The 23,388-nt window shown below is 39.9% G+C and carries 21 protein-coding genes; 19 read left to right on the forward strand and 2 right to left on the reverse strand.

The window, feature by feature from the left end; all coding sequences use genetic code 11:
• The first annotated feature begins 123 nt into the window (after positions 1 to 123).
• The 5 genes from ahrC (at position 124) to MLE13_RS05755 (ending at position 4,517) form a co-directional block, all read left to right on the forward strand.
• Positions 124 to 573, forward strand: a complete 450-nt coding sequence (gene ahrC, locus MLE13_RS05740) for a transcriptional regulator AhrC/ArgR (RefSeq protein WP_008429983.1) — start codon at positions 124 to 126, stop codon at positions 571 to 573.
• A gap of 17 nt (positions 574 to 590) precedes the next feature.
• The gene (gene recN, locus MLE13_RS05745; protein ID WP_240748509.1) at positions 591 to 2,288 is read left to right on the forward strand and encodes a DNA repair protein RecN; all 1,698 of its coding nucleotides are present in this window, start codon (positions 591 to 593) and stop codon (positions 2,286 to 2,288) included.
• 57 nt (positions 2,289 to 2,345) lie between these two features.
• The gene (spo0A, locus tag MLE13_RS05750) at positions 2,346 to 3,125 is read left to right on the forward strand and encodes a sporulation transcription factor Spo0A (protein ID WP_240748511.1); all 780 of its coding nucleotides are present in this window, start codon (positions 2,346 to 2,348) and stop codon (positions 3,123 to 3,125) included.
• A gap of 255 nt (positions 3,126 to 3,380) precedes the next feature.
• A complete protein-coding gene (locus tag MLE13_RS17980) occupies positions 3,381 to 3,512 on the forward strand; it encodes a hypothetical protein (RefSeq protein WP_272941508.1) in 132 nt (43 codons plus the stop codon).
• A 270-nt stretch (positions 3,513 to 3,782) separates the two neighbouring features.
• Positions 3,783 to 4,517: a glycerophosphodiester phosphodiesterase gene (locus tag MLE13_RS05755; protein WP_240748513.1), complete on the forward strand. Its 735-nt coding sequence runs from the start codon at positions 3,783 to 3,785 to the stop codon at positions 4,515 to 4,517.
• A 682-nt stretch (positions 4,518 to 5,199) separates the two neighbouring features.
• Here MLE13_RS05755 and MLE13_RS05760 read toward each other — a convergent pair.
• Positions 5,200 to 5,433, reverse strand: coding sequence for a DUF2627 domain-containing protein (locus tag MLE13_RS05760; RefSeq protein ID WP_008499061.1), 234 nt, complete (start codon positions 5,431 to 5,433; stop codon positions 5,200 to 5,202).
• A 125-nt stretch (positions 5,434 to 5,558) separates the two neighbouring features.
• Between MLE13_RS05760 and MLE13_RS05765 the strand changes: the two genes are divergently transcribed.
• From MLE13_RS05765 to MLE13_RS05825, 13 genes are all read left to right on the forward strand, one after another.
• Entirely contained in the window at positions 5,559 to 7,604 is a 2,046-nt protein-coding gene (locus MLE13_RS05765; RefSeq protein WP_240748515.1) for a sigma-54 interaction domain-containing protein, read from the forward strand.
• Between the two features lie 132 nt (positions 7,605 to 7,736).
• Positions 7,737 to 8,645, forward strand: coding sequence for a phosphate butyryltransferase (yqiS, locus tag MLE13_RS05770; protein WP_240748516.1), 909 nt, complete (start codon positions 7,737 to 7,739; stop codon positions 8,643 to 8,645).
• 25 nt (positions 8,646 to 8,670) lie between these two features.
• Positions 8,671 to 9,765 (forward strand): Leu/Phe/Val dehydrogenase, encoded by a 1,095-nt coding sequence (locus MLE13_RS05775; protein ID WP_008499064.1) that lies wholly within the window; start codon positions 8,671 to 8,673, stop codon positions 9,763 to 9,765.
• A gap of 158 nt (positions 9,766 to 9,923) precedes the next feature.
• Positions 9,924 to 11,006: a butyrate kinase gene (gene buk / locus MLE13_RS05780; protein WP_240748518.1), complete on the forward strand. Its 1,083-nt coding sequence runs from the start codon at positions 9,924 to 9,926 to the stop codon at positions 11,004 to 11,006.
• Between the two features lie 30 nt (positions 11,007 to 11,036).
• Entirely contained in the window at positions 11,037 to 12,464 is a 1,428-nt protein-coding gene (lpdA, locus tag MLE13_RS05785; protein WP_240748520.1) for a dihydrolipoyl dehydrogenase, read from the forward strand.
• 13 nt (positions 12,465 to 12,477) lie between these two features.
• Positions 12,478 to 13,482 carry a thiamine pyrophosphate-dependent dehydrogenase E1 component subunit alpha gene (locus MLE13_RS05790; RefSeq protein ID WP_240748522.1) on the forward strand — a complete coding sequence of 335 codons (1,005 nt, stop codon included), beginning with the start codon at positions 12,478 to 12,480 and terminating at the stop codon, positions 13,480 to 13,482.
• Positions 13,482 to 14,465, forward strand: a complete 984-nt coding sequence (locus MLE13_RS05795; RefSeq protein ID WP_240748524.1) for an alpha-ketoacid dehydrogenase subunit beta — start codon at positions 13,482 to 13,484, stop codon at positions 14,463 to 14,465. The genes MLE13_RS05790 and MLE13_RS05795 overlap by 1 nt, the downstream gene beginning before the upstream one ends.
• An 89-nt stretch (positions 14,466 to 14,554) precedes the next feature.
• Positions 14,555 to 15,862: a dihydrolipoamide acetyltransferase family protein gene (locus MLE13_RS05800; protein WP_240748526.1), complete on the forward strand. Its 1,308-nt coding sequence runs from the start codon at positions 14,555 to 14,557 to the stop codon at positions 15,860 to 15,862.
• 97 nt (positions 15,863 to 15,959) lie between these two features.
• Complete coding sequence (locus MLE13_RS05805; protein WP_240748528.1) at positions 15,960 to 17,654, forward strand: methylmalonyl-CoA mutase family protein; 1,695 nt, start codon at positions 15,960 to 15,962, stop codon at positions 17,652 to 17,654.
• Positions 17,654 to 19,801: a methylmalonyl-CoA mutase gene (gene scpA / locus MLE13_RS05810; RefSeq protein ID WP_240748530.1), complete on the forward strand. Its 2,148-nt coding sequence runs from the start codon at positions 17,654 to 17,656 to the stop codon at positions 19,799 to 19,801. Before MLE13_RS05805 ends, scpA begins: the two co-directional genes overlap by 1 nt.
• The gene (meaB, locus tag MLE13_RS05815) at positions 19,801 to 20,868 is read left to right on the forward strand and encodes a methylmalonyl Co-A mutase-associated GTPase MeaB (protein WP_240748532.1); all 1,068 of its coding nucleotides are present in this window, start codon (positions 19,801 to 19,803) and stop codon (positions 20,866 to 20,868) included. The genes scpA and meaB overlap by 1 nt, the downstream gene beginning before the upstream one ends.
• A gap of 65 nt (positions 20,869 to 20,933) precedes the next feature.
• Entirely contained in the window at positions 20,934 to 21,374 is a 441-nt protein-coding gene (locus tag MLE13_RS05820) for a BrxA/BrxB family bacilliredoxin (RefSeq protein ID WP_240748534.1), read from the forward strand.
• 54 nt (positions 21,375 to 21,428) lie between these two features.
• Positions 21,429 to 22,421 carry an aromatic acid exporter family protein gene (locus MLE13_RS05825; protein WP_065527941.1) on the forward strand — a complete coding sequence of 331 codons (993 nt, stop codon included), beginning with the start codon at positions 21,429 to 21,431 and terminating at the stop codon, positions 22,419 to 22,421.
• A gap of 291 nt (positions 22,422 to 22,712) precedes the next feature.
• Here MLE13_RS05825 and prli42 read toward each other — a convergent pair whose 3' ends face one another.
• Positions 22,713 to 22,808: a stressosome-associated protein Prli42 gene (gene prli42 / locus MLE13_RS05830; RefSeq protein WP_155800335.1), complete on the reverse strand. Its 96-nt coding sequence runs from the start codon at positions 22,806 to 22,808 to the stop codon at positions 22,713 to 22,715.
• 167 nt (positions 22,809 to 22,975) lie between these two features.
• On the opposite strand from prli42, the gene mce reads away from it, so the two are divergent.
• Positions 22,976 to 23,374 (forward strand): methylmalonyl-CoA epimerase, encoded by a 399-nt coding sequence (gene mce, locus MLE13_RS05835; RefSeq protein ID WP_240748536.1) that lies wholly within the window; start codon positions 22,976 to 22,978, stop codon positions 23,372 to 23,374.
• Positions 23,375 to 23,388 lie beyond the last annotated feature (14 nt).

The following is a 23,388-nucleotide window of genomic DNA, read 5'->3' on the forward strand; positions in this document are numbered from 1 at the left end:
GGAGTTTTCTCAGTCAATAAATGTAGTTAGATACGTATAGCTGTAAGCTTTTCTTGTTTTATGCATGGAAAAGCTGTAGGATATAAAGTATATAGAATAATTATTCACTCAAGGGGGAGCACCATGAACAAAGGACAGCGTCATATAAAAATACGCGATTTAATTTCGAATCGCGAAATCGAAACGCAAGATGAGTTAGTAGAATTATTAAAATCAGCTGGCTATGAAGTAACACAAGCTACAGTTTCACGAGATATAAAAGAATTACACTTAGTAAAAGTGCCATTACAAGATGGCCGTTATAAATACAGTTTGCCAGCGGATCAACGTTTTAATCCAATGCAAAAATTACATCGTGCACTGACAGACGCTTTCGTCAGCATTGACGGAGCTAGCCACTTTTTAGTGATGAAGACATTGCCAGGTAATGCACACGCAATTGGTTCTTTAATCGATCATTTGGATTGGGAAGAAATTCTCGGAACAATTTGCGGAGATGATACATGCTTAATCATATGCAGAGATACCGAACATCGTGAAGTTTTAAAACAACGTTTAATTGAAATGCTTTAAGAAGAGGTGAACGGTATATGCTTCGGGAATTAGATATACGCAATTTTGCCATTATCGATGCTTTGACCGTTAGTTTTGCTGAAGGATTAACGGTATTAACAGGCGAAACCGGTGCGGGGAAATCCATCATCATCGACGCCGTTCATCTTTTAGCAGGTGGACGGGGAAGCCAAGAGTTTATTCGACATGGGGCAAAAAAAGCTGAAATCGAAGGATTATTCTCTTTGGAAGACGAGCAGCATCCCGTATTTCGCAAACTAGAAGAATTCGGCATCACAAAAAGTGATGGCGATATTTTGTTGCGTAGAGAATTAAACGATAAAGGCAAAAATGTTTGTCGTATTAATGGTAAACTTGTAACAATATCGATTTTGCGTGAAGTTGGAGCTTCTTTAATTGATATTCATGGCCAACATGAAACGCAAGAATTGATGGATGAAAAACAACATTTATACTTATTGGATCAATTTGCAGGTAAATCTTTAGCAAAGTCCAAAGAAAGTTATAGCCATACATTCGATAAATATACGAAATTAAAGCGAGAGTTTTCATCCTACACAGAAAATGAGCAACAAATTGCTCAACGAATCGATTTATTAACATTTCAATTGCAAGAAATTGAAGCAGCTGAATTAGTGATTGGTGAAGAAGAAGAACTCGTACTAGAACGTAAAAAACTGCAAAATTTCAACAAAATTTACGAATCAATATCAGCTGCCCATGAAGCGATTCAAGGTGAAAGTAAAGGTTTGGACTGGATTGGTTCTGCTATGTCTGAATTAGAACATGCAGCATCTGTAGACGAAACGTTTACAGGGTCTTCAGAAACATTGTCTAGTGCTTTTTATTTGATACAAGATACTGGCAGTGAAATAAAACGTATTTTAGATGATATGGAATTTGACCCTAGCCGATTAAACGAAATTGAACAACGCTTAGCTGTTATTCAATCGCTAAAAAGAAAATATGGCACTTCCGTTGAAGATATTTTGCTGTATCATGAAAAGCAGGCAGATGAGTTGGATAAATTAGTCAACCGAGATCAACGTTTACAGTTAGATCAAGAAAAATTAAAAGAACTGACTGAAGACTTGCGTGTTGAAGCGGAAGAATTAACCATTTTGCGAAAAAAAGCTGCAAAAAGCTTAGGGAAAGCGATTATGGAGCAGTTAAAAGAGCTGCATATGGCAAAAGCTTCGTTTGAAGTAAATTTCGATATTTTACCGAATGCAAGATTTGATCGAAATGGACATGATGCAATTACGTTTTATATTTCCACAAACCTTGGTGAACCGTTAAAACCGTTAACTAAAGTGGCATCAGGTGGAGAACTGTCACGTATGATGTTGGCGTTGAAAACGATCTTTTCAAAACATCAGGGGATTACATCAATTATTTTTGATGAAGTGGATACAGGCGTTAGTGGCCGTGTGGCACAAGCCATTGCAGAAAAAATTGCGGCCATTTCAGTTGACTCTCAAGTATTGTGTATTTCCCATTTGCCTCAAGTAGCGGCGATGGCTGATCAGCATTTGTTTATTGAAAAGAAAGTCGACAAGCAGCGGACAACTACCGCTGTAACTGAACTTGACGGTAGCGAACGAACAGAAGAAATGAGTCGAATGCTGTCAGGTGCCGAAATCACTGACTTGACTTTACAACACGCTAAAGAATTACTTACTTTAGCAGCAGATCGTAAACTATTGATGAAGTAAAATAGTGAAGCTATTTTAAATACCTACTAGAGTCAGTCACCAAGGAGAGAGAGTCCAATGGAAAAAATAAAAATCGCAATTGCAGATGATAATCGCGAATTGGTCGGACTGATGAAAGATTATTTAAATTTACAACCCAATATGGAAGTTGTAAATGTTGCCTATAACGGAAAAACCTGTATAGAAATGTTGAAAAGTGATAAAATCGACATTTTATTGCTAGATATCATCATGCCTTATCTGGACGGCATAGCCGTGCTTGATGCGATAAAGGAAAATGATGAGTTACAGGGAATTGACGTTATTATGCTCTCAGCATTTGGGCAAGAATCAATTATGAGTCAGGCTGCCGATTACGGAGCTTCTTACTTTATTATGAAACCATTTGAGACCGATCGTTTAGTAGTGCAGATCAATCACATTATGAATAAGCGTGGCAATAAACCAGATGAGCCTGAAGTTAAACCGACTAAAGAAGATATTATTACCAATATAGTTAAAGACATCGGCATTCCTCCTCATTTGAAAGGTTATAGTTATTTAAAAGAAGCAGTCTCATTGGTATTAGAACAACCCGAATTTTTGAACAAAATTACAAAAGAACTTTATCCTGGCATCGCAACTAAATTCGATACAACATCATCAAGAGTTGAACGATCTATTCGACATGCCATCGAACAAGCGTGGACTCGTCATGAATCCGTGGATCATATTTCCGAAATCTTTGGCTACAGCGTAGCGCATTTAGAATCCAAGCCAACCAATTCGGAGTTTATTGCCATGGTGGCAGATAGTTTGCAAGTAGAAAATCGAGAAAATCGAGAAAAATCACATTAACAAAACCCCTTGAACCCTCTTTATCGTTGGAAAAGCGATGAGAAGGTGCAAGGGGTTTTTTTATAGAAAAGCTGAGAAATCCCTTAAAATTAATTTACTTTTCAGAAATTTAATGATATTTTTAATTTAAAGATTTGGTTTAAAAAAGGTGAAAAAAAGGAAAAGGATAAGACAGAGTTTTCACAACGATAAAATAGAGAACTAGATTGATGTGAGAATCGATAAATCCAGTGATATGAAAAGAGGCGATCGCAATTGCAATTAATCAGGCAAATTGATGACTACTTTTTAGGTAATGACGAAGGAACTGTCGTAGACCGTCTGTATTTTTATGGTGTGTATTGTGTCAGCCTTCTTATCGCATTTTCCACAATGATGTCCATGTAATACAAGTAAAGATCAACATAGATTACCAACCCGATGAGCAAAGCGCTCATTGGATTTTTTTTTAGAACAAAGCTGTTTGAAGCTTACCATGTAGTCTTCTACATAAGGATATCTCCGAAAGTCAAAACCAAATACGCCATCAACAAACCGGCATTGCTTTTAGTTTTGGATAAGAGATGATAACATGGTAGTGAAACTGAAGAAAAAGGGTCAGTAAAACAAAAGGATTAGACGTTTTTCTGGTTCAGTGGATTTCAGAAACGGAAGAGGATGATTTTATTGTCTGAAGTCAAAGTGTATGCACACCGAGGCGCTTCAGGATATGCACTAGAAAACACATGGGATGCTTTTACTAAAGCATGTGAATTAGGTGTGGGTATCGAACTTGATGTACAAATTACTAAAGACGGTGTTGTGGTCGTGTATCATGATGATAATTTAAGGCGTTTAACCGGTATTAATGAGGACATTGATACGCTTGATTATGAAGATATAAAAGAATTGCGTGTCGGCAGAAGATGGATGCGGAAATTTCAACAGCACCAAATCCCGCTAGCTTATGAAGTATTTCAATGGGCGAAGAAAAAGAAAATCCCGCTGAATGTAGAGTTGAAAGGGTCATTTGCGAAAAACCCAAAAGGACCTCAAGTTCTTGCTGCTATGTTAGAAGGAATGGAAGACATCCATTTATCTTCATTTAATCCACAATTGCTTCAAGAAATGAAGCAATTAATGCCGTCTACTGAAATGGCATGGATTATTAAGAAGAATAAGCAACTTGCTTATTCTGAGGAAATGGACTGGGTGGACAGTATTCATCTTCATAAACGGCTGCTTGGCAAACCTTTATGGACGGATATATTGAAATTAAATAAGAATGTACGCTTATACGGCATTCTTGGCTCAGAGTCGCTCACACGTCTCCTAGAGCCTCAAATGATTGGTATTATTACAGATCACCCAGATCGTGTTAAAAGAAAAATGGCATCACCCTTTATTGGGTGATGCCATTTCAACTTCATATGGGGATTCTTTGCACCCAGTTGGCTGCTTTCCGCAAACAAGCGCTGAGCCCTCCTAAAGTGGACCCTAATCGTCAGCGTATATGTAGAGTGGAACTGCGGAGCAAGTAAAAGATCTTACAGAGTGATTTGGAGCAGATGAAGTCACCGTAATCCCAAATATTTCGGATGCCGCTAACCGCATGAGCGCATTGCATTTATTGGCATCAGTATTTGATTTGTCTGGAAAATGAAATTATTTCTACTTTGCTTCGTATAAACTAAAAAAGCAGATGGGCAGGCTTGGCGAATAGAAATCAAATCGAAAGAGAGAGAAAAGAAAAATCGCTAGTGGATTTTTGATGCGGTTCTTGAAAGTTTAGAGATTTTTTTTATATTCCACGTTTAGTTTTGCACATTGTTTTGGAAGTGAATCGCTAAGGGGAATTTTTTTGCTAGCTATCATCAGATTTCGGATTGGACAGTATTTTTCGATTTTGGATAGTATTTGACTCGATTTCGACAGTATTCTATCCGATTCGGACAGTATTTCACACAATCCCGACAGTATCGCCAGTAAATGGAAAAAACCACCTAAACTAGGCGGCTTTTCGTCGTACTCATTTTAATTAGACTTTTTCTGAAATCTGAAATGGCATCACCCTTTATTGGGTGATGCCATTTTTTTATTTCTGGAATCTTTTTGATACATTGCCTTTTTTTCGATCTCGATTTAACAGGAAACCTGCAAAAAATCCGATTCCGAGAACGACAAAAATAGTACCAAGCGTAAACTGAAGCCAAAGAGCCGGATAAGGCTCTAACAATTTATTGAATAAAGTATCGCGCATCAACTTAATACCATACGCCGCCATGATTCCAGGAATCAGCAAAATAATAAACGCCACGAGACGACCCATATTTCCACATCCTTCTGTATCTATTGTTTCCAATTCGGTTAAAGTTGTCAAGAAAACCTTCCTGATGTACGCTTAAAACATTAGTGCAATTATTTGCATGACTGCAGAAAAGAGGATGAAATAATATGCAAAACGTGTTGATTGTTGGTGGTGGAGTTGGCGGGTCAGCTATATTAAACACACTCTTGGAATCAGATTATTTACATGTGCGAGGTGTTGTCGATTTAACACTTGATGCACCCGCAATTAAAACTGCACAATCTCATGGGATTTCCGTTGCGACCGATTTTCGGGAATTTAACAAAACAGAAATTGATATCGTATTTAACGTCACAGGAAGTGAGTTTCTCTATCAAGAGCTTAAGGAATACACCCTAGAAAAAACGGTTATTATACCTGGTAGTCTTGCAAATGTATTGGTCAGGCTATTAGAAGAAAAAGAGCATTTTATCAGTCGTCTTAGTAAAGAAAGTCATAGAGAAAAGATAATACTTAACTCGATCGAAGAAGGCATGATTGGGATTGATAATACAAGTCATATTACGTTTATGAACAAAAGTGCCGCTAGAATGTTAGAAGTTACTGTTGAAGAAACAATCGGCAAGCATATCCATGAGTTTATATCATTAAGTGAATTACCAAGAACTTATGAAACCGGCCGTGTTGAATTAAATAAAGAATTGCAATTGAGAAAGGGTTCGAGAATTGTCACTTCTCGCTTTCCAATGATTGGAGACGATGGAAAAACCATCGGAGCATTTGCGGTATTTAAAGATATTACTGAAGTAGTTGCACTAGCAGAAGAAATCACGGACCTAAAAGAAATTCAGACAATGTTAGAGGCCATTATTCAATCGAGCGATGATGCCATATCAGTAGTTGATGAAAAAGGTAATGGATTATTAGTCAATCCGGCGTATACCCGTATTACTGGATTGCAGATGAAAGATGTTATCGGTCATCCAGCTTCAGCTGATATTTCTGAAGGTGAGAGTATGCACTTAAAAGCATTGCAAACTCGAAAGCCAGTGCGGGGCGTCAACTTAAAAGTTGGACCAGCAAATCGAGAAGTCATTGTGAATGTTGCGCCGATTATTGTCGATAACAAGTTAAAAGGCAGTGTCGGAGTTATTCATGATACAACAGAAATTCGCTCTTTAATGAAGGAACTAGACCGAGCACGAAGCATTATTCGGACACTAGAATCCAAATATACGTTTGATGACATTATCGGATTGTCTTCAGAGATGCAATTATCTTTGCAACAAGCCAAACTTGCAGCCCAAACTTTGGTGACAGTTTTACTGCGCGGTGAATCAGGAACGGGTAAAGAATTGTTTGCTCATGCTATTCATAGTGCTAGTGAGCGGAAATACAATAAGTTTGTCCGCGTTAACTGTGCTGCTCTTTCTGAAGAGTTACTAGATAGTGAACTTTTCGGTTACGAGGAAGGAACGATTCCAGGTAGTAGAACAGGAGAAAAGCGTGGCTTATTTGAAGAAGCGAACAACGGCAGTATTTTTTTAGATGAAATCGGTGAATTGTCAACAATGCTTCAAAGCAAATTATTGCGTGTGTTGCAGGAGCATGAAACCTTGCGCATCGGTGGCAGTAAACCAATTCCTGTTAATGTTCGGGTTATTGCCTCGACAAATGCCAATATGGAAAAAGCATTACTCGAAGGGAAATTCCGTGAAGATCTTTATTATCGCTTAAACCGGATGCCGATTTTAATTCCCCCTTTGCGTAATCGAAAACAAGATATTCCAAGAATTACTGAACGCCTCTTATTAAAATTAAATCAAGAGTATGGTCGCAGCGTTGAATCGATATCAGACAAAGCACTGCAATATTTACGCGTTTATGATTGGCCAGGAAATGTCCGAGAACTGGAGAATGTTCTGAGCCGGTCGATGATTTTTATGCAAATGAATGATCGAGTGTTAACAGAAGAGCATATTCCACTCAATATGTTGAAAGTGGCTGAAGCAAAAAACGAAGTGCTCATCCAGTCTTCGATGCCTTTGCAAGAACAATTGGATACAGTAGAGCGAGGGATTTTGCATCATGCGCTAAAGCAAGCAGGAGGCAATAAATCGAAAACGGCTAAACAATTAGAGATTTCGCTTAGAACTTTGTATTACAAATTAGAGAAATATGGTTTAATGTGAGGTTTTGCAACATTTTGCAGGGTTTTGCAATAAATTGCAATATTTCATGGCCTAATTTGAAAATAAAACGCTTTCATCCCTTATATATGGCGTTTAGTTCTGTTTTAATTAAGAAGAATGAGGTGAGCAACATTGGCCACATTAAAGCAGTTAATCGAAAATATCCCGAGCGGAACAAATCATACTGTTGCAGTTGCGGCAGCAGCTGATTTGTTTGTGCTCGAAGCAATTAGTATGGCTGTAGAACGGAAAATGGCGTACTTTCGATTATACGACGATGAAAATGCAGTGACGAACATGATAGAGAAAAATTTTCCTCATTTGCTCAATCACCCAGATATTGTGCTCTGTCATGTCAGCAGTCAAGAATCTGCTGCTAAAGCAGCTGTTATTTCCGTATTCAAGAAAGAAAGCGATATCTTGATGAAGGGACAACTCGCAACCGCTGTGCTATTAAAAGCAGTATTAAATCGAGATTACGGCTTGCGGACAGGTTCAGTTATGTCCCAGGTTGCTGCATTTGAAGTAGCTGGATTTGATCGACTCATTTTTGTGACAGATGCAGGAATGAATATCAGTCCTGATTTATCTCAGAAAGTTCAAATTATCGAAAACGCTGTTCACATTGCTCGTTCAATCGGTATTGAAAATCCGATTGTCGCTCCTTTAGCGGGGGTGGAAGTTATTAATCCGAATATGCAAGCAACACTTGATGCTGCAGCGCTTACCGCCATGAATCAACGCGGGCAAATCAAAAATTGTGTAGTTGATGGACCATTTGCTCTCGACAATGCAATATCCATTGATGCAGCCAAAAACAAACGGATTGCAGGAAAAAATGCCGGAAAAGCCGACATTCTGCTCGTTCCATCTATTGAATCAGGCAACATTTTGTATAAATCACTGGTATTTTTTGCAAATGCCAAAGTAGGCAGCATTGTAACAGGCGCAAAAGCGCCTATCGTATTGTCATCACGTGCTGACAGTGCCGAAAGTAAATTGTATTCACTGGCTTTGGCCATTTATTCATCACTAAATTAGGAATTATTATTAGGGGGAATTAACAATGGAAATATTTAAAAAAATGGAAGAACACGACTACGAACAATTAGTATTTTGCCAAGATAAAAGTTCAGGACTTAAAGCAATCATTTGCATTCACGATACTACTCTAGGGCCAGCACTTGGCGGAACGCGTATGTGGAATTATGCAACAGAAGAAGAAGCAATTGAAGATGCGATTCGTTTAGGTCGCGGAATGACTTATAAAAATGCTGCAGCAGGTCTTAATCTAGGTGGCGGTAAAACAGTCATTATCGGAGATCCACTAAAAGACAAAAATGAAGAAATGTTCCGTGCATTTGGTCGCTTTATCCAAGGATTAAATGGTCGTTACATTACTGCTGAAGATGTTGGAACAACAGTTGCTGATATGGATTTAATCCATGATGAAACTGATTTCGTTACAGGAATTTCACCGGCATTTGGTTCTTCAGGTAACCCATCACCAGTAACAGCTTACGGCGCTTATATCGGGATGAAAGCTGCTGCTTTAGAAGCATTTGGCGATGATTCTCTAGAAGGCAAAACTGTAGCAGTTCAAGGTGTTGGTAACGTTGCTTACCCACTTTGCGAATACCTTCACAAAGAAGGCGCAAAATTAATCGTCACAGACATTAACGAAGCTGCAGTAAAACGTGCAGTAGAAGCATTTGGAGCGACAGCAGTTGCACCAAATGATATTTATTCGCAAGAAGCGGATATTTTCGCACCATGTGCAATGGGCGCTATTATTAACGACGTAACAATTCCTCAATTGAAAGTTAAAGTTGTTGCAGGATCTGCAAATAACCAATTAAAAGAACAACGTCACGGCGATGAATTAGAAGCTCGCGGAATTGTTTATGCACCTGACTTTGTTATCAACTCAGGCGGTGTTATTAACGTAGCTGATGAATTATACGGATACAACAACGAACGTGCGATGAAACGCGTTGAAACAATTTACGACAGCATTACGAAAATTTTTGCTATCGCTAAACGCGATAACATCCCAAGTTATATCGCTGCAGACCGTATGGCTGAAGAACGCATTGAACGCGTACGCAAATCAAGATCTCAATTCTTAAGAAACGAACATAATATTTTAAGCAGAAGATAAAAAAGACCAAACCGCGATATGGAATCTTTTTCATGCCGCTTTAGCCGTACTCGGCTTGGCCTCTGTAAGAAGTCAGGCATAGTACGCCTGGCTTCTTGCTTTGTCTAGCGGAAATATGGGTTGCAAACTCGATCAATAAAGCGAAAGGGGGGAAGGATGTGCAAAGACAATTAAATCGTATCTTAGTCATTAATCCGGCCTCCACTTCGACTAAAATTGGAGTTTTTGACAACGATCTTTTGATTATGGAAAAAACCATACAGCATACTTTGAATGAGTTAAGCGTATTTTCGAGCATTGCTGATCAGCATTTATTTAGAAAAAACACCATTTTAGAGTCTTTAGACGAAGAAGGCATGAATATTTCTAATTTAGCTGCGGTTTGTGGTAGAGGGGGCTTATTGCGTCCGATTGAAGGTGGAACTTACGAAGTAAATGCTGAAATGATAGAAGATTTGCGGGTAGGTTATTCCGGACAGCATGCGTCTAATTTAGGTGGTATTGTTGCACATGAAATTGCAGATGCTTTGAATATACCTGCATTTATTGTGGATCCAGTCGTTGTGGATGAATTAGATCCGGTTGCACGTATTTCGGGATTTTCATCGATTGAACGAAAATCTATTTTCCATGCACTCAATCAAAAAGCAGTAGCACGACATTATGCCAAAAAAGTTGGCTGTTCATATGAAGATGTCAACTTAATTGTCGCTCATATGGGTTCTGGCATAACAGTTGGTGTACATCAAAGTGGCCGTGTGATTGATGTCAATAACGGTTTACATGGTGATGGTCCATTTAGTCTTGAACGAGCAGGAACTGTGCCGGCAGGCGATTTGGTGGAATTATGTTTTTCAGGACAATTTAGTCGTCATGAAATTTTAAAAAAACTAGTCAAAAATAGTGGACTGGTTGCGTATCTTGAAACAAATGATGTTGTTAAAGTGGAAAAGCGAATTTTAGCAGGCGATAAAATAGCAGCGTTAATTTATCAGGCAATGGCTTATCAAATTGCAAAAGAAATTGGAGCAGCTAGTGCTGTTTTAAAAGGTCAAGTGGATGCAATTATTTTAACAGGTGGCTTGGCTCACGGTAATAGCTTTGTAGAAGCGATATCTGAACGGGTTAGTTGGATTGCTGATATTGAAATCCAGCCCGGCGAAAATGAGCTTCAAGCTTTAGCAGAAGGTGCAGCTAGAGTGTTGAACGGAGAAGAACAAGTTAAGAGTTATTCATTTTAAACAATGAAATCGATAAAGGGGGATAAATCTATGGCTCAAAATTATGATGTTGTCATTTTAGGTGGCGGAACAGGCGGTTACGTTGCAGCGATTCGCTCAGCGCAACTCGGATTAAAAACGGCAATCGTCGAAAAAAGTGAACTAGGTGGAACCTGCTTACATAGAGGCTGTATTCCAAGTAAAGCTTTACTTCGAAGTGCTGAAGTATATTCAACAACAAAAAATCACGCTGCTGATTTTGGCGTTCAAACTGGGGATGTCACGTTGGATTTTTCACGTGTCCAACAGCGTAAACAAGGCATTGTAGATCAATTACATGCAGGTGTGCAAGGATTAATGAAAAAAGGGGAAATTGATGTGTATGAAGGCATCGGAAGAATTCTCGGACCATCAATTTTCTCGCCAAACGCTGGAACCATTTCAGTAGAAATGAAGAACGGCGAAGAAAATGAAATGTTGATTCCAAGCAATGTTATTATTGCAACAGGATCGCGCCCACGCACGTTGCCAGGCTTAACCATTGATGGAGAATTCGTTATGACTTCAGATGAAGCATTGAAAATGGAAACTTTGCCACAATCTATTTTAATTGTTGGTGGGGGCGTTATCGGAATCGAATGGGCATCGATGCTTAATGATTTCGGTGTTGACGTAACTGTTATTGAATATGCAGACCGCATTATTCCGACAGAAGACAAAGATATTTCTAAAGAAATGCTTAAACTTTTGAAGAAAAAAGGCATTAAGTTTGCAACAAGTGCAAAAGTAATGGCGGATACTTTGGAAACAGGCGAAAATGGTGTAACGATTCAAGCAGAAATCAACGGTAAAAATGAAAGTTTTTCTGCTGAAAAAATGCTGGTTTCTGTAGGCCGTCAAGCAAATGTTGAAAATATTGGCATTGAAAATACAGATATTATCGTTGAAAAAGGCTTTATTCAAGTGAAAAAGTCATTCCAGACGAAAGAATCTCATATTTACGCAATCGGTGATGTCATTGGAGGCCTACAATTGGCGCACGTTGCTTCACACGAAGGAATCACGGCTGTTGAACATATTAAAGGCAATAATCCGCATGCCATGAATTATGACTTAGTGTCACGCTGCATTTATTCAAATCCAGAAGCAGCTAGTGTTGGTATTACTGAAGATCAAGCAAAAGAAAAAGGGCACGATGTTAAAGTCGGTAAGTTTTCTTTTAAAGCGATCGGTAAAGCATTAGTATATGGAGAGTCTGACGGTTTTGTTAAAATCATTGCAGACAAAGAAACAAACGATATTCTTGGCGTGCATATGATTGGTCCGCACGTAACAGATATGATTTCTGAAGCTGGTCTTGCAATGGTACTAGACGCAACTCCATGGGAAATCGCAGAAACAATCCATCCGCACCCGACACTTTCAGAAGTAATGGGCGAAGCGGCATTAGCAGTTGACGGAAAAGCAATCCATAGTTAAAGGAGGAAATAAAATGGCTACAAAACACGAAGAAATTGGTTTGACTAACGAAGATGTTTTAAAAATGTATGAAACAATGTTAATGGCTCGTCGCGTAGATGAACGCATGTGGTTATTAAACCGTGCAGGTAAAATTCCTTTCGTAATTTCTTGTCAAGGTCAAGAAGCGGCACAAGTTGGCGCAGCCTTCGCACTCGATAACTCGAAAGATTATGTCGCGCCTTACTACCGTGATATCGGTGTCGTTCTACATTTTGGCATGACGCCAAAAGAATTGATGCTATCAGCTTTTGCTAAAGCAGAAGACCCGAACTCAGGTGGACGTCAAATGCCTGGTCATTTTGGTCAAAAAAGCAACCGAATTTTAACTGGATCTTCACCTGTTACGACACAATTGCCACACGCAGTAGGCGTCGCTTTAGCAGGAAAAATGAAGAAAAAAGATTTCATTACATTCACAACACTTGGTGAAGGTTCTTCTAACCAAGGCGATTTCCACGAAGGTATGAACTTTGCTGGTGTACATAAATTGCCAGTTATTATTATGGTTGAAAACAACAAATACGCAATTTCAGTACCTGTTGAACGTCAACTAGCATGTAAAAACGTTTCTGACCGTGCAATCGGTTACGGAATGCCAGGTGTGACGATTGACGGCAACGACCCAATTGAAGTATACAAGCATGTTAAAGAAGCAGCTGATCGTGCGCGTCGCGGCGAAGGTCCAAGCTTGATCGAAACCGTTTCTGAACGTATGACTGCTCACTCTTCAGATGATGACCACCGTCAATACCGTTCAGCAGACGAATTAGCAGCACAAAAATCAACAGATCCAATTTTGACATTTGGTGCTTATTTGAAAGAAAACGGTGTGATGAACGATGAATTAGAAAAAGAAATTAATGATCGCATTATGGTAATTGTCAATGAAGCAACGGATTATGCAGAAGAAGCACCGTATGCAGAACCAGAACATGCGATGAAATATGTCTATGCCGAAGAAGGAGGAGACGAATAATGGCTATTATGTCTTATATAGATGCCATCACGCTTGCCATGAAAGAAGAAATGGAACGTGACGAAAACGTCTTTGTTCTCGGAGAAGACGTCGGTAAAAAAGGTGGAGTTTTTAAAGCGACTCAAGGTCTTTACGATCAATTCGGAGAAGATCGCGTATTAGACACACCACTTGCGGAATCAGCAATTGCTGGTGTTGGAATTGGAGCAGCCATGTATGGCTTACGCCCAATTGCAGAAATGCAATTTGCGGATTTCATCATGCCTGCTATTAACCAAATTATTTCTGAAGCTTCACGTATCCGTTACCGTTCAAATAACGACTGGACCTGTCCAATTGTTTTCCGCGCACCATTTGGCGGCGGTGTTCACGGCGCTCTTTATCATTCTCAGTCGGTAGAAGCGATTTTCGCGAACCAACCTGGATTGAAAATTGTTATTCCGTCTACACCTTACGATGCAAAAGGTTTGTTAAAAGCGGCAATTCGCGATGAAGATCCAGTAATGTTCTTTGAACATAAACGTGCATATCGCCTGATTAAAGGTGAAGTACCAGAAGAAGATTACACAATCGAAATCGGTAAAGCAGACGTTAAACGCGAAGGTGAAGATATTACTGTGATCACTTACGGTTTAGCAGTTCACTTTGCACTTCAAGCAGCAGAACGTTTAGCAGAAGATGGAATTTCTGCACATGTTTTAGATTTACGCACAATTTATCCATTGGATAAAGAAGGCATTATCGAAGCTGCCAAGAAAACAGGTAAAGTGTTGCTAGTAACAGAAGACAATAAAGAAGGAAGCATCATCGGAGAAGTAGCAGCGATTATTGCTGAAAACTGCCTATTTGACTTAGACGCTCCTATTAAACGTCTAGCTGGACCTGATATTCCAGCAATGGCTTACGCACCAACTATGGAGAAATTCTTCATGATCAACCCAGACAAAGTAGAAAAAGCAATGAGAGAACTAGCTGAATTTTAAAAAGAAAAGCGTAAGCGCCCATGTAGATTCGACGGGCATAAGACGCTCTCTACCAAATAACCGTTCGATCAAGTAAAGGAGGAAATCCCTTGGCTATTGAAAATATTAAAATGCCTCAGTTGGGCGAAAGTGTAACTGAAGGAACAATTGAAAAATGGCTCGTCCAGCCAGGCGACCATGTCAATAAATACGACCCGCTTGCTGAAGTCAATACAGATAAAGTAACAGCGGAAGTGCCATCTTCTTTCACAGGAATCATTAAAGAATTGATTGCTTCAGAAGGTGAAACCCTAGCAGTAGGTGAAATCGTTTGTACAATTGAGACTGAAGGCGGAAGCGCTGCTCCAGTCGAAGAAACAAAACCTGCAACTGAAGAAAAGCCAGCTGACAAAAAAGAAGAACCAAAATCTTCTTCTGCACCAGTGAAACCAGCTGGAGCAAAAGGACGTTACTCACCAGCTGTGTTGCGTTTAGCTCAAGACAACGACATTGATTTAACGCAAGTAGAAGGCTCAGGAAACGAAGGCCGCATCACGCGTAAAGATTTGATGAAGTTAATCGACAGCGGCAACATTCCAAAAGCTGGAGATGCTCCGGCAGCTCAAGCGGCTCCGACACAACAAGAACAACCAGCTGCTCAACCGTCAGCTCCTGCTGCACCAAAAGCTGCTTCTGCTCCAATTGAAAGCGCACCTGGCGATATCGAAATTCCAGTCTCTGGCGTGCGTAAAGCGATTGCGGCGAATATGCTGAAAAGTAAACATGAAGCTCCGCATGCATGGATGATGATTGAAGTAGATGTAACAAATCTAGTTCAGTACCGTGACTCCATTAAAGGCGAATTCAAGAAAAAAGAAGGTTTTAACATTACCTATTTCGCTTTCTTCGTCAAAGCTGTTTCACAAGCTTTAAAAGAATTCCCGATGATGAATTCAATGTGGGCTGGAGATAAAATTATCCAGAAAAAAGATATTAATATTTCAATCGCTGTAGCTTCTGACAGTGCACTGTTTGTCCCGGTTATCAAAAATTCTGATGAGAAATCAGTAAAAGGAATCGGAAAAGAAGTTAACGAACTTGCGCTTAAAGCACGTTCTGGTAAATTGAAGTCTGCTGATATGCAAGGTGGAACATTTACGGTTAATAACACGGGGTCATTTGGTTCTGTTCAGTCGATGGGGATTATCAATCATCCTCAAGCTGCCATTATGCAAGTCGAGTCAATCGTTAAACGTCCTGTAATTATGGACAACGGAATGATTGCTGCACGTGATATGGTAAACCTTTGCTTATCACTAGATCACCGAGTTCTTGACGGTCTTGTATGCGGTCAATTCTTGGCACGTGTTAAAGAAATTTTAGAAAATATGTCAAAAGAAAATACATCAGTTTATTAAGAAAAGCTGGAGTCTTCGGACTTCAAGCTTTTTTTTCTTTAATGTCTGCGCCTAGTCGGGTAAAATGAAACTAGATAGCCTTTAAGGAGGGAATAGTTTGACAATCGAATCGATGAAAAACACAAAATTTCCAACTCATACATATAGTGAATGGCAACAAGCAGCTGAAAAAGCAATTAAAGGAAAGCCTTTTGAAGAAACTTTGAAAACGCCTACAATTGAAGATGTCACACTTGAACCTTTATATACAAAAGACATGCTCGATCGATTTGGGAGCTATGTACCTGCTCAAGTAGCAGCTATACAACATGGCAAGCATCAACCGAGTTGGCTTGTGTCTCAAGAAGTAACAGCAGACTCAGCGGAAGAATATTTAACCTTAATGAAAGACGATCTTTTGCGTGGAAATGAAACTGTCGTTTATTCTGGTTTCCGTAAATTTGAATGGACAGACGAACAATTAAATGAATTGGCCCAACTGCTTGTTGAGTACCCGCTGTACTTTAAATTGTCGGGAGATGATCAAGATGTTTTACGGGTTTTTGATTTTATCGCTCCAGAAAAACAATCACAATTACAAGGTGTCATCTTTTCTGAAGAACCAGTTAACGCGCCGGAAAACGTACGGACACAATTAGTGGATACGATTCCTATACATCACGCTGGAGGAACGGCGGTACATGAACTAGGAGTCGCACTCAGTATTTTGTCAGAACAAATGGTCGATGTTGACTTTACTGAAAGTGCTAAAAATACATGGATACGATTTGCGGTTGATACACAATTTTTCCAAGAAATTGCTAAATTACGCGCATTCCGTGTATTGTGGCAAGCCTTCTGTTCTGCATACGGGGATGAAACGCCAACGATTCCTGTATTTACAGAAACGTCAGTTCGTTCTTATTCAAAGCTTGACCCGTATGTCAATTTACTGCGGGCAGGAAATTCAACCTTCGCGGCAGTTCTTGGTGGTACAGATGCGCATACCGTTCATCCGCATGATTTCTTGACAGAGTCTGATTTATCAAGCCGTCGTATTGCTCGAAATGTGCAGCTAGTGATTAAAGAAGAAGCTCATGTATCACATGTGATAGACCCTTCTGCAGGTTCTTATTTTATCGAAACATTAACGAAAGAATATGTTGAAGCGGCATGGAATTATTTCTTGGAGATTGAAAATATTGGCGGCTATTCTGAAGCTATTAAATCTGGATGGCTGACAGATGATATTCAAGCAAAATGGATCGAGCGAGAACAAAATGTAGCAACACGCAAGCAATCGCTTATTGGTACGAATATTTATGCGAATCCACAAGAAGCCGTTAGAAATGTTAAAACAGATGACAGTCACATAGAATACATGACAGCTAAACGCTTAGCTATACCTTTTGAAAAGCTTCGTGCGAAAAGCAAAGTGACAAACTTGAAATCAGCAATTATTTTAATGGAACCACTAAAAGATATTAAAGCTCAAGTTGATTTTGTATCTGGCTTTCTTGCGGTTGGCGGAATTAGAGCGAGTGTGAGTGGATACCTACAGACAGCTGAACAAATCAATCAGTTTCTAGATACTGAAAGTTTGGATTATGCAATACTTTGCGGGTCGAAAGAAGTGATTGCTAGTGTAGTTCCAGCGTTAAATACTCAAACAAGCATTGATCTTGCCGGTAAGTATTCGAAAGAACAATTAGCACAATGGCAACAATACGGGATTAAAGACACGATTTATTCTGGTAAACACATCACTTCCAAGCTTGAGAAAATTCTTGCTTTAGGAAAGGAGGCGCAATAATGACTAAGCCCGATTTTTCCAAAATAACGTTAGATGATTTAGCCGTTGCGGCTAAAACAATTGAACACCAAAATGCTTTTACTACAAACGAAGGCATCGATATTAAGCAAATTTATACAAAAGACGATATTGAATTTCTGGAAGAAAGTATGCCAGGATTTGCGCCTAATTTACGTGGGCCTTATCCGACAATGTACGTATCACGTCCGTGGACAGTGCGCCAATATGCTGGATTTTCAACGGCAGAAGAAAGTAATGCTTTCTACCGCCGTAATTTAGCGATGGGACAAAAGGGATTGTCAGTGGCTTTTGACTTAGCAACGCATAGGGGCTATGACTCAGATCATGAACGAGTAGTAGGAGATGTGGGGAAAGCTGGCGTTGCGATTGATAGCGTGGAAGACATGAAAATATTGTTTGATGGCATTCCGTTAGACCAAATGTCTGTTTCCATGACAATGAATGGGGCAGTTGTGCCGATTATGGCGTTTTTTATCGTTGCAGCTGAAGAACAAGGTATTTCTCCTGATAAATTAGCAGGAACAATTCAAAACGATATCTTAAAAGAATATATGGTGCGCAATACTTATATTTATCCACCAGCCATGTCGATGCAAATTATCGCGGATATTTTTAAATACACATCCAACCACATGCCGAAATTCAACTCGATTTCAATTTCTGGTTACCATATCCAAGAAGCTGGAGCGACAGCTGACCTTGAGTTAGCTTATACGCTTGCAGATGGTCTTGAATACGTTCGAACTGGCCTTGAAGCAGGGATAGATATCGATCATTTTGCACCACGTCTGTCGTTTTTCTGGGGCATCGGAATGAACTATTTTATGGAAGTCGCGAAAATGCGAGCAGGACGTGAAATTTGGTCGAAAATGATGAAGACGTTTAATCCGAAAAATGATAAAGCATTAGCTTTGCGAACGCATTCTCAAACATCGGGCTGGAGTTTAACAGAGCAAGATCCGTTTAATAACGTTACGCGTACGTTAATTGAAGCAAACGCAGCGGCCATGGGTCATACACAATCACTTCATACCAATGCACTTGACGAAGCGATTGCATTGCCAACAGATTTTTCTGCACGAATTGCACGTAATACGCAATTATTCCTTCAAGAAGAAACAATGATGACAAATGTCATTGACCCTTGGGGTGGATCGTATTATGTTGAATCCCTAACAAAAGAATTAGTAGAAAAAGCGTGGGAACTGATAGAAGAAGTTGAAGAACTCGGCGGCATGGCAAAAGCGATTGAAACCGGCTTGCCGAAAATGCGTATCGAAGAAGCTGCAGCGAAGAAACAAGCGCAAATCGATTCGAATGAAGAAACTATTATCGGTGTTAACCGTTACCGTCTAGATCAAGAAGATCCAATCGATATTTTAAATATTGATAATACGATGGTTCGTAAAACGCAAATTGAGCGACTAGACCGCATGAAAGCAAATCGCGATGGTGAAAAAGTAGCGGCGTCGCTAGAAAAACTAACGCAAGCGGCACAAAGTGGAGAAGACAATATTTTGGCTTGTGCCATTGAAGCAGCACGTCACCGAGCATCTCTTGGTGAAATTTCCGATGCCATCGAAAAAGCATCTGGAAGACATAAGGCGGTGATTCGTTCAGTGAGTGGTGTTTATAGTTCGAATTTCTCTAACCAGCAAGAAATGGAAATCGTTAAAGAAATGACAGAAGATTTTATTGAAAATGAAGGACGTCGGCCACGTATTTTGATCGCTAAAATGGGTCAAGATGGTCATGACCGTGGTGCGAAAGTAATTGCGACTGCGTTTGCCGACTTGGGCTTTGACGTGGATATCGGCCCGTTGTTCCAAACACCTGCAGAAACAGCTCAACAAGCAGTGGAAAATGATGTGCACGTTATTGGCGTGAGTTCGCTTGCGGCGGGTCACATGACGCTAGTGCCAGACTTGAAAGCAGAACTCGCGAAAATTGGTCGTGAAGATATACTGATTGTTGTTGGTGGAGTTATTCCTGCACAAGATTACGAGTTTTTACGTAATAACGGTGCGAGTGCTATCTTTGGTCCAGGTACGGTAATTCCAGTAGCTGCACAAAAAGTAATTGAAGAAATTTATGTGCAACTTGGTTATGAGGAAGTGGCAGACTGATGAGCCACGAAAAAAACTCCAGGCGTATAATGGAAGGTGTTCATGAAACGCATGATGGCATGAAAACTTTGCCACGGAAAAAGTTTAGAAAACCCGATTCCGGTAAACTGGATATTCAAGAAATTGCGCAAGGGGTTAAAAGTGGATCGCGTTTGTATCTTGGAAAAGCGATTACCTTACTGGAAAGTTCAAATCCTGAACATAAACAAAATGGCCAAGAACTATTAAATCAATTGTTACCTGACACGGGTAATAGTTTACGCCTTGGCATTACAGGTGTTCCGGGAGCGGGGAAAAGTACGTTTATCGAAACCTTTGGTGAAATGTTAACCAGTCTTGGACATCGCGTAGCAGTACTAGCAATTGACCCAAGTTCTTCACTGACAGGTGGCAGTATACTGGGTGACAAAACCCGTATGGAACAGCTCGCACGCAATCCGAAAGCCTTTATCCGACCTTCTCCAACTGCTGGTACGCTCGGTGGAGTGCATAAGAAGACGCGTGAAACGATGTTATTATGTGAAGCGGCAGGATATGATATTATTCTGGTGGAAACAGTAGGTGTCGGTCAAAGTGAAACTTTGGTTCGCGGAATGGTCGATATGTTCTTGTTGCTCGTTTTAACAGGAGCTGGAGACGAACTGCAAGGCATGAAAAAAGGAATATTAGAATTAGCAGATGCAATTGTTGTTCATAAAGCTGACGGGGAAAATGCGCGTTTGGCGAAAAAGACAGTTGCTGAATATAAACAAATGCTGCATTTTCTGCAACCTGCGACAGAAAGTTGGACTACTAAGCCAATTGCCGCTTCTTCTCTTGAAAGTACCGGTATTCCAAATGTTTGGCAAATGATTCAAGAGTTTGAAACAGCGGTGAAAGACAGCGGATATTGGAAAAAACGCCGCCAAGAACAAACAAAAGATTGGTTCCGTTCGATGATTACAGACGAACTTCATAGCCGCTTTTTCGACGATGCCAGTCGCAGGGAATTGGTCAAAGTACTGGAAAAGCAAGTGCTCGATGATGAATTGACGGTAGCTCAAGCGATTGTGCGACTTTTTGAGTAGGCTTTTTTGCAAGTCCGTTAAACACCTGCTATGATTAAGAAAGTAATAATAAGGAGTGGTATTTGATGAGCATGGATTTTAACTTCCTGATGAACGATATAGCAACACAAGCGCGCCAGGAATTGATTGATGGTGGATATACACAGTTGGAAACAGCTGAAGATGTGAACAAAGCTTTATCTAAAGAAGGAACTAGCCTTGTTATGATTAACTCAGTATGTGGGTGTGCCGGTGGTATCGCTCGTCCAGCTGCATTGCATTCGATTCATTACGATAAACGCCCAGATAACTTGTTTACGGTTTTTGCCGGACAAGATAAAGAAGCAACTGCACAAGCGCGTGCGATTTTTGGGGATGATCACTTGCCATCTTCGCCATCTTTCGTTTTCTTAAAAGACGGGAAAATGGTTGATGAAATTGGCCGTCACGAAATTGAAGGTCATGATCCAATGTCTGTTATTACGCATATTCAATCGATATTCGAACAGCATTGCGACGAAGTTTAAGAAGGAATGCCTCTTATGGAGGCATTTTTTTCATGTCAATAATTGGAGGAGACAATGAAATTGAATTTAAAGCCATATTCAATTGGGTATCGCACAATGAAAACCGCGTTAGGCGTAGCAATTGCTATTTATTTAGCGCAATTGTTGCAACTTGATTATTATGTATCTGCCGGAATTTTGACGATTCTTTGCATTCAACCAACGAAAAAAAAGTCGATTCGTGCGGCGTTTTCTCGTTTTATTGCTAGTTTAATCGGCATTGTTTTTGCGCTCATCTTTTTTGAAGGAATTGCATATCACCCGATTATCATAGGTGTCCTCATTGTTCTCTTTATCCCGTTATTGGTTACTTTGCGATTTCAAGATGGCTTCGTCTCAAGTTCAGTTATTTTGATGCATATTTATGATGCCAAAAATCTAAGTTTCGACTTGTTAACTAATGAAATAGCGTTAATGATGGTTGGTTTTGGTACAGCATTAGCAGTCAATATGTATATGCCGAGTATTGAGAAAAAGCTGGAAAATTATCGCTATGAAATTGAAGGGTTATACGCCTCAATTTTTCGTGAAATTGCCGTTTACTTACGTGAAAGAGAATCGTTGTGGAGCGGCAAAGAGTTGATGGATGCGAGAAAGTTATTAGAAAAGGCAAAAGCACTTGCCTATCAAGACGTTGAAAATCACATTACGCGTCATGAAAACAAATACTATCATTATTTTGAAATGCGTGAACAGCAACTTGAAATTATTGAACGCATCTTACCGAAAATTACAGCTTTGCCGGTCATTGTAGACCAAACTGACTTGGTTGCTGATTTTTTAGAAGATTTATCGGAACATGTACACTCCGGAAATACCGCTTATCGATATATTTCAAAGCTGGATAAAGTAAAAGAAAACTTTGCCGAGCTGCCACTGCCGAATAGCCACGAAAAATTCCTAGCAATGGCCGAGTTATACCAAGTCATTCACGAAATGGAAGCCTATTTGGAAATCAAACAATCCTACAAAGGGTTTCATACAAGAAAAGCGGAAGTGCCTGTTTAGCTTTGACAGGCATAAGGCGGACCGGCGTAGTGGCGCTCTTGCCACGTAGCTGGGTTGACTTATGACCCGAGGAGCTAGGCACTGGAGTCTGGACACAAGAAAAGCGGAAGCAGCCGTTTAGATTCGACAGGCATAAGGGGCACCGACGAAGTGGCGTTTTTTGCCACGTTGTCGGGGAAACTTATGACCCCGAGAATCTGGCTGCTGGAGTCTAGACAAAGAAAAGCGGAAGCAGCCGTTACAAACTAAAAAAGGACATTCCGAAAGCTTCGGAATGTCCTTTTTTACATATTAAAGTACAAAGCTCAAGCCAAACATAAAGCTTGATAACAGCATAATACCAATCATCGCATAAACAATAAACTTACGGAATGCAGCGTTTCTCATTAGTGATAAACTCCTTTATCAATCAAATCTATTGAGCAAATCATATCATAGATCTACTGAAAATTGAAGAGACACGCTACAGGTTTCCGAATATTCACTAACAACTAGAGTTTTTGGCGGTGAATCTGTACAATAAGAGAGAAGTCAAAAAAGGAAGTGAAATTAGGATGAAAAAAGTAGATCATATCGGAATTGCTGTACGGGATTTGAATGCTGTCCTTCCTTATTACACGGAGACACTCGGCCTCCCGCTTATGAAAATTGAGGAAGTAGAATCTCAAAACGTACGTGTGGCATTTATTGATGCTGGCAACGTCAAATTAGAGCTGCTCGAACCAATGGCTGAAGAAAGCGCTATCTTCAAATTTTTAGAGAAAAAAGGTGAAGGCATTCACCATATTGCTTTTGGAGTCGTTGGTATCGAAGAACGAATGGAAGAACTGCGTGAAAAAGGCGTACAGCTATTAAACGACAAGCCGAAACCTGGAGCAGGCGGAGCGATGGTCGCCTTTTTGCATCCAAAATCATCAAACGGGGTATTGTACGAACTTTGTGAAAAAGAGTGATTAGGAGTGGGGAA

It is taken from the genome of Planococcus halocryophilus (assembly GCF_022489025.1).
In the GTDB taxonomy this organism is placed as follows: Bacteria; Bacillota; Bacilli; order Bacillales_A; family Planococcaceae; genus Planococcus; species Planococcus halocryophilus_A.

Coding starts and splice junctions, on each gene's coding strand:
- MLE13_RS05775 (WP_008499064.1), top strand. CDS start 8,671: ATGGAAATATTTAAAAAAATGGAAGAACACGACTACGAACAATTAGTA.
- scpA (WP_240748530.1), top strand. CDS start 17,654: ATGACTAAGCCCGATTTTTCCAAAATAACGTTAGATGATTTAGCCGTT.
- spo0A (WP_240748511.1), top strand. CDS start 2,346: ATGGAAAAAATAAAAATCGCAATTGCAGATGATAATCGCGAATTGGTC.
- mce (WP_240748536.1), top strand. CDS start 22,976: ATGAAAAAAGTAGATCATATCGGAATTGCTGTACGGGATTTGAATGCT.
- MLE13_RS05755 (WP_240748513.1), top strand. CDS start 3,783: ATGATTTTATTGTCTGAAGTCAAAGTGTATGCACACCGAGGCGCTTCA.
- MLE13_RS05765 (WP_240748515.1), top strand. CDS start 5,559: ATGCAAAACGTGTTGATTGTTGGTGGTGGAGTTGGCGGGTCAGCTATA.
- prli42 (WP_155800335.1), bottom strand. CDS start 22,808: ATGAGAAACGCTGCATTCCGTAAGTTTATTGTTTATGCGATGATTGGT.
- lpdA (WP_240748520.1), top strand. CDS start 11,037: ATGGCTCAAAATTATGATGTTGTCATTTTAGGTGGCGGAACAGGCGGT.
- recN (WP_240748509.1), top strand. CDS start 591: ATGCTTCGGGAATTAGATATACGCAATTTTGCCATTATCGATGCTTTG.
- meaB (WP_240748532.1), top strand. CDS start 19,801: ATGAGCCACGAAAAAAACTCCAGGCGTATAATGGAAGGTGTTCATGAA.
- MLE13_RS05825 (WP_065527941.1), top strand. CDS start 21,429: ATGAAATTGAATTTAAAGCCATATTCAATTGGGTATCGCACAATGAAA.
- MLE13_RS05790 (WP_240748522.1), top strand. CDS start 12,478: ATGGCTACAAAACACGAAGAAATTGGTTTGACTAACGAAGATGTTTTA.
- MLE13_RS05795 (WP_240748524.1), top strand. CDS start 13,482: ATGGCTATTATGTCTTATATAGATGCCATCACGCTTGCCATGAAAGAA.
- ahrC (WP_008429983.1), top strand. CDS start 124: ATGAACAAAGGACAGCGTCATATAAAAATACGCGATTTAATTTCGAAT.
- MLE13_RS05760 (WP_008499061.1), bottom strand. CDS start 5,433: ATGGGTCGTCTCGTGGCGTTTATTATTTTGCTGATTCCTGGAATCATG.
- MLE13_RS05820 (WP_240748534.1), top strand. CDS start 20,934: ATGAGCATGGATTTTAACTTCCTGATGAACGATATAGCAACACAAGCG.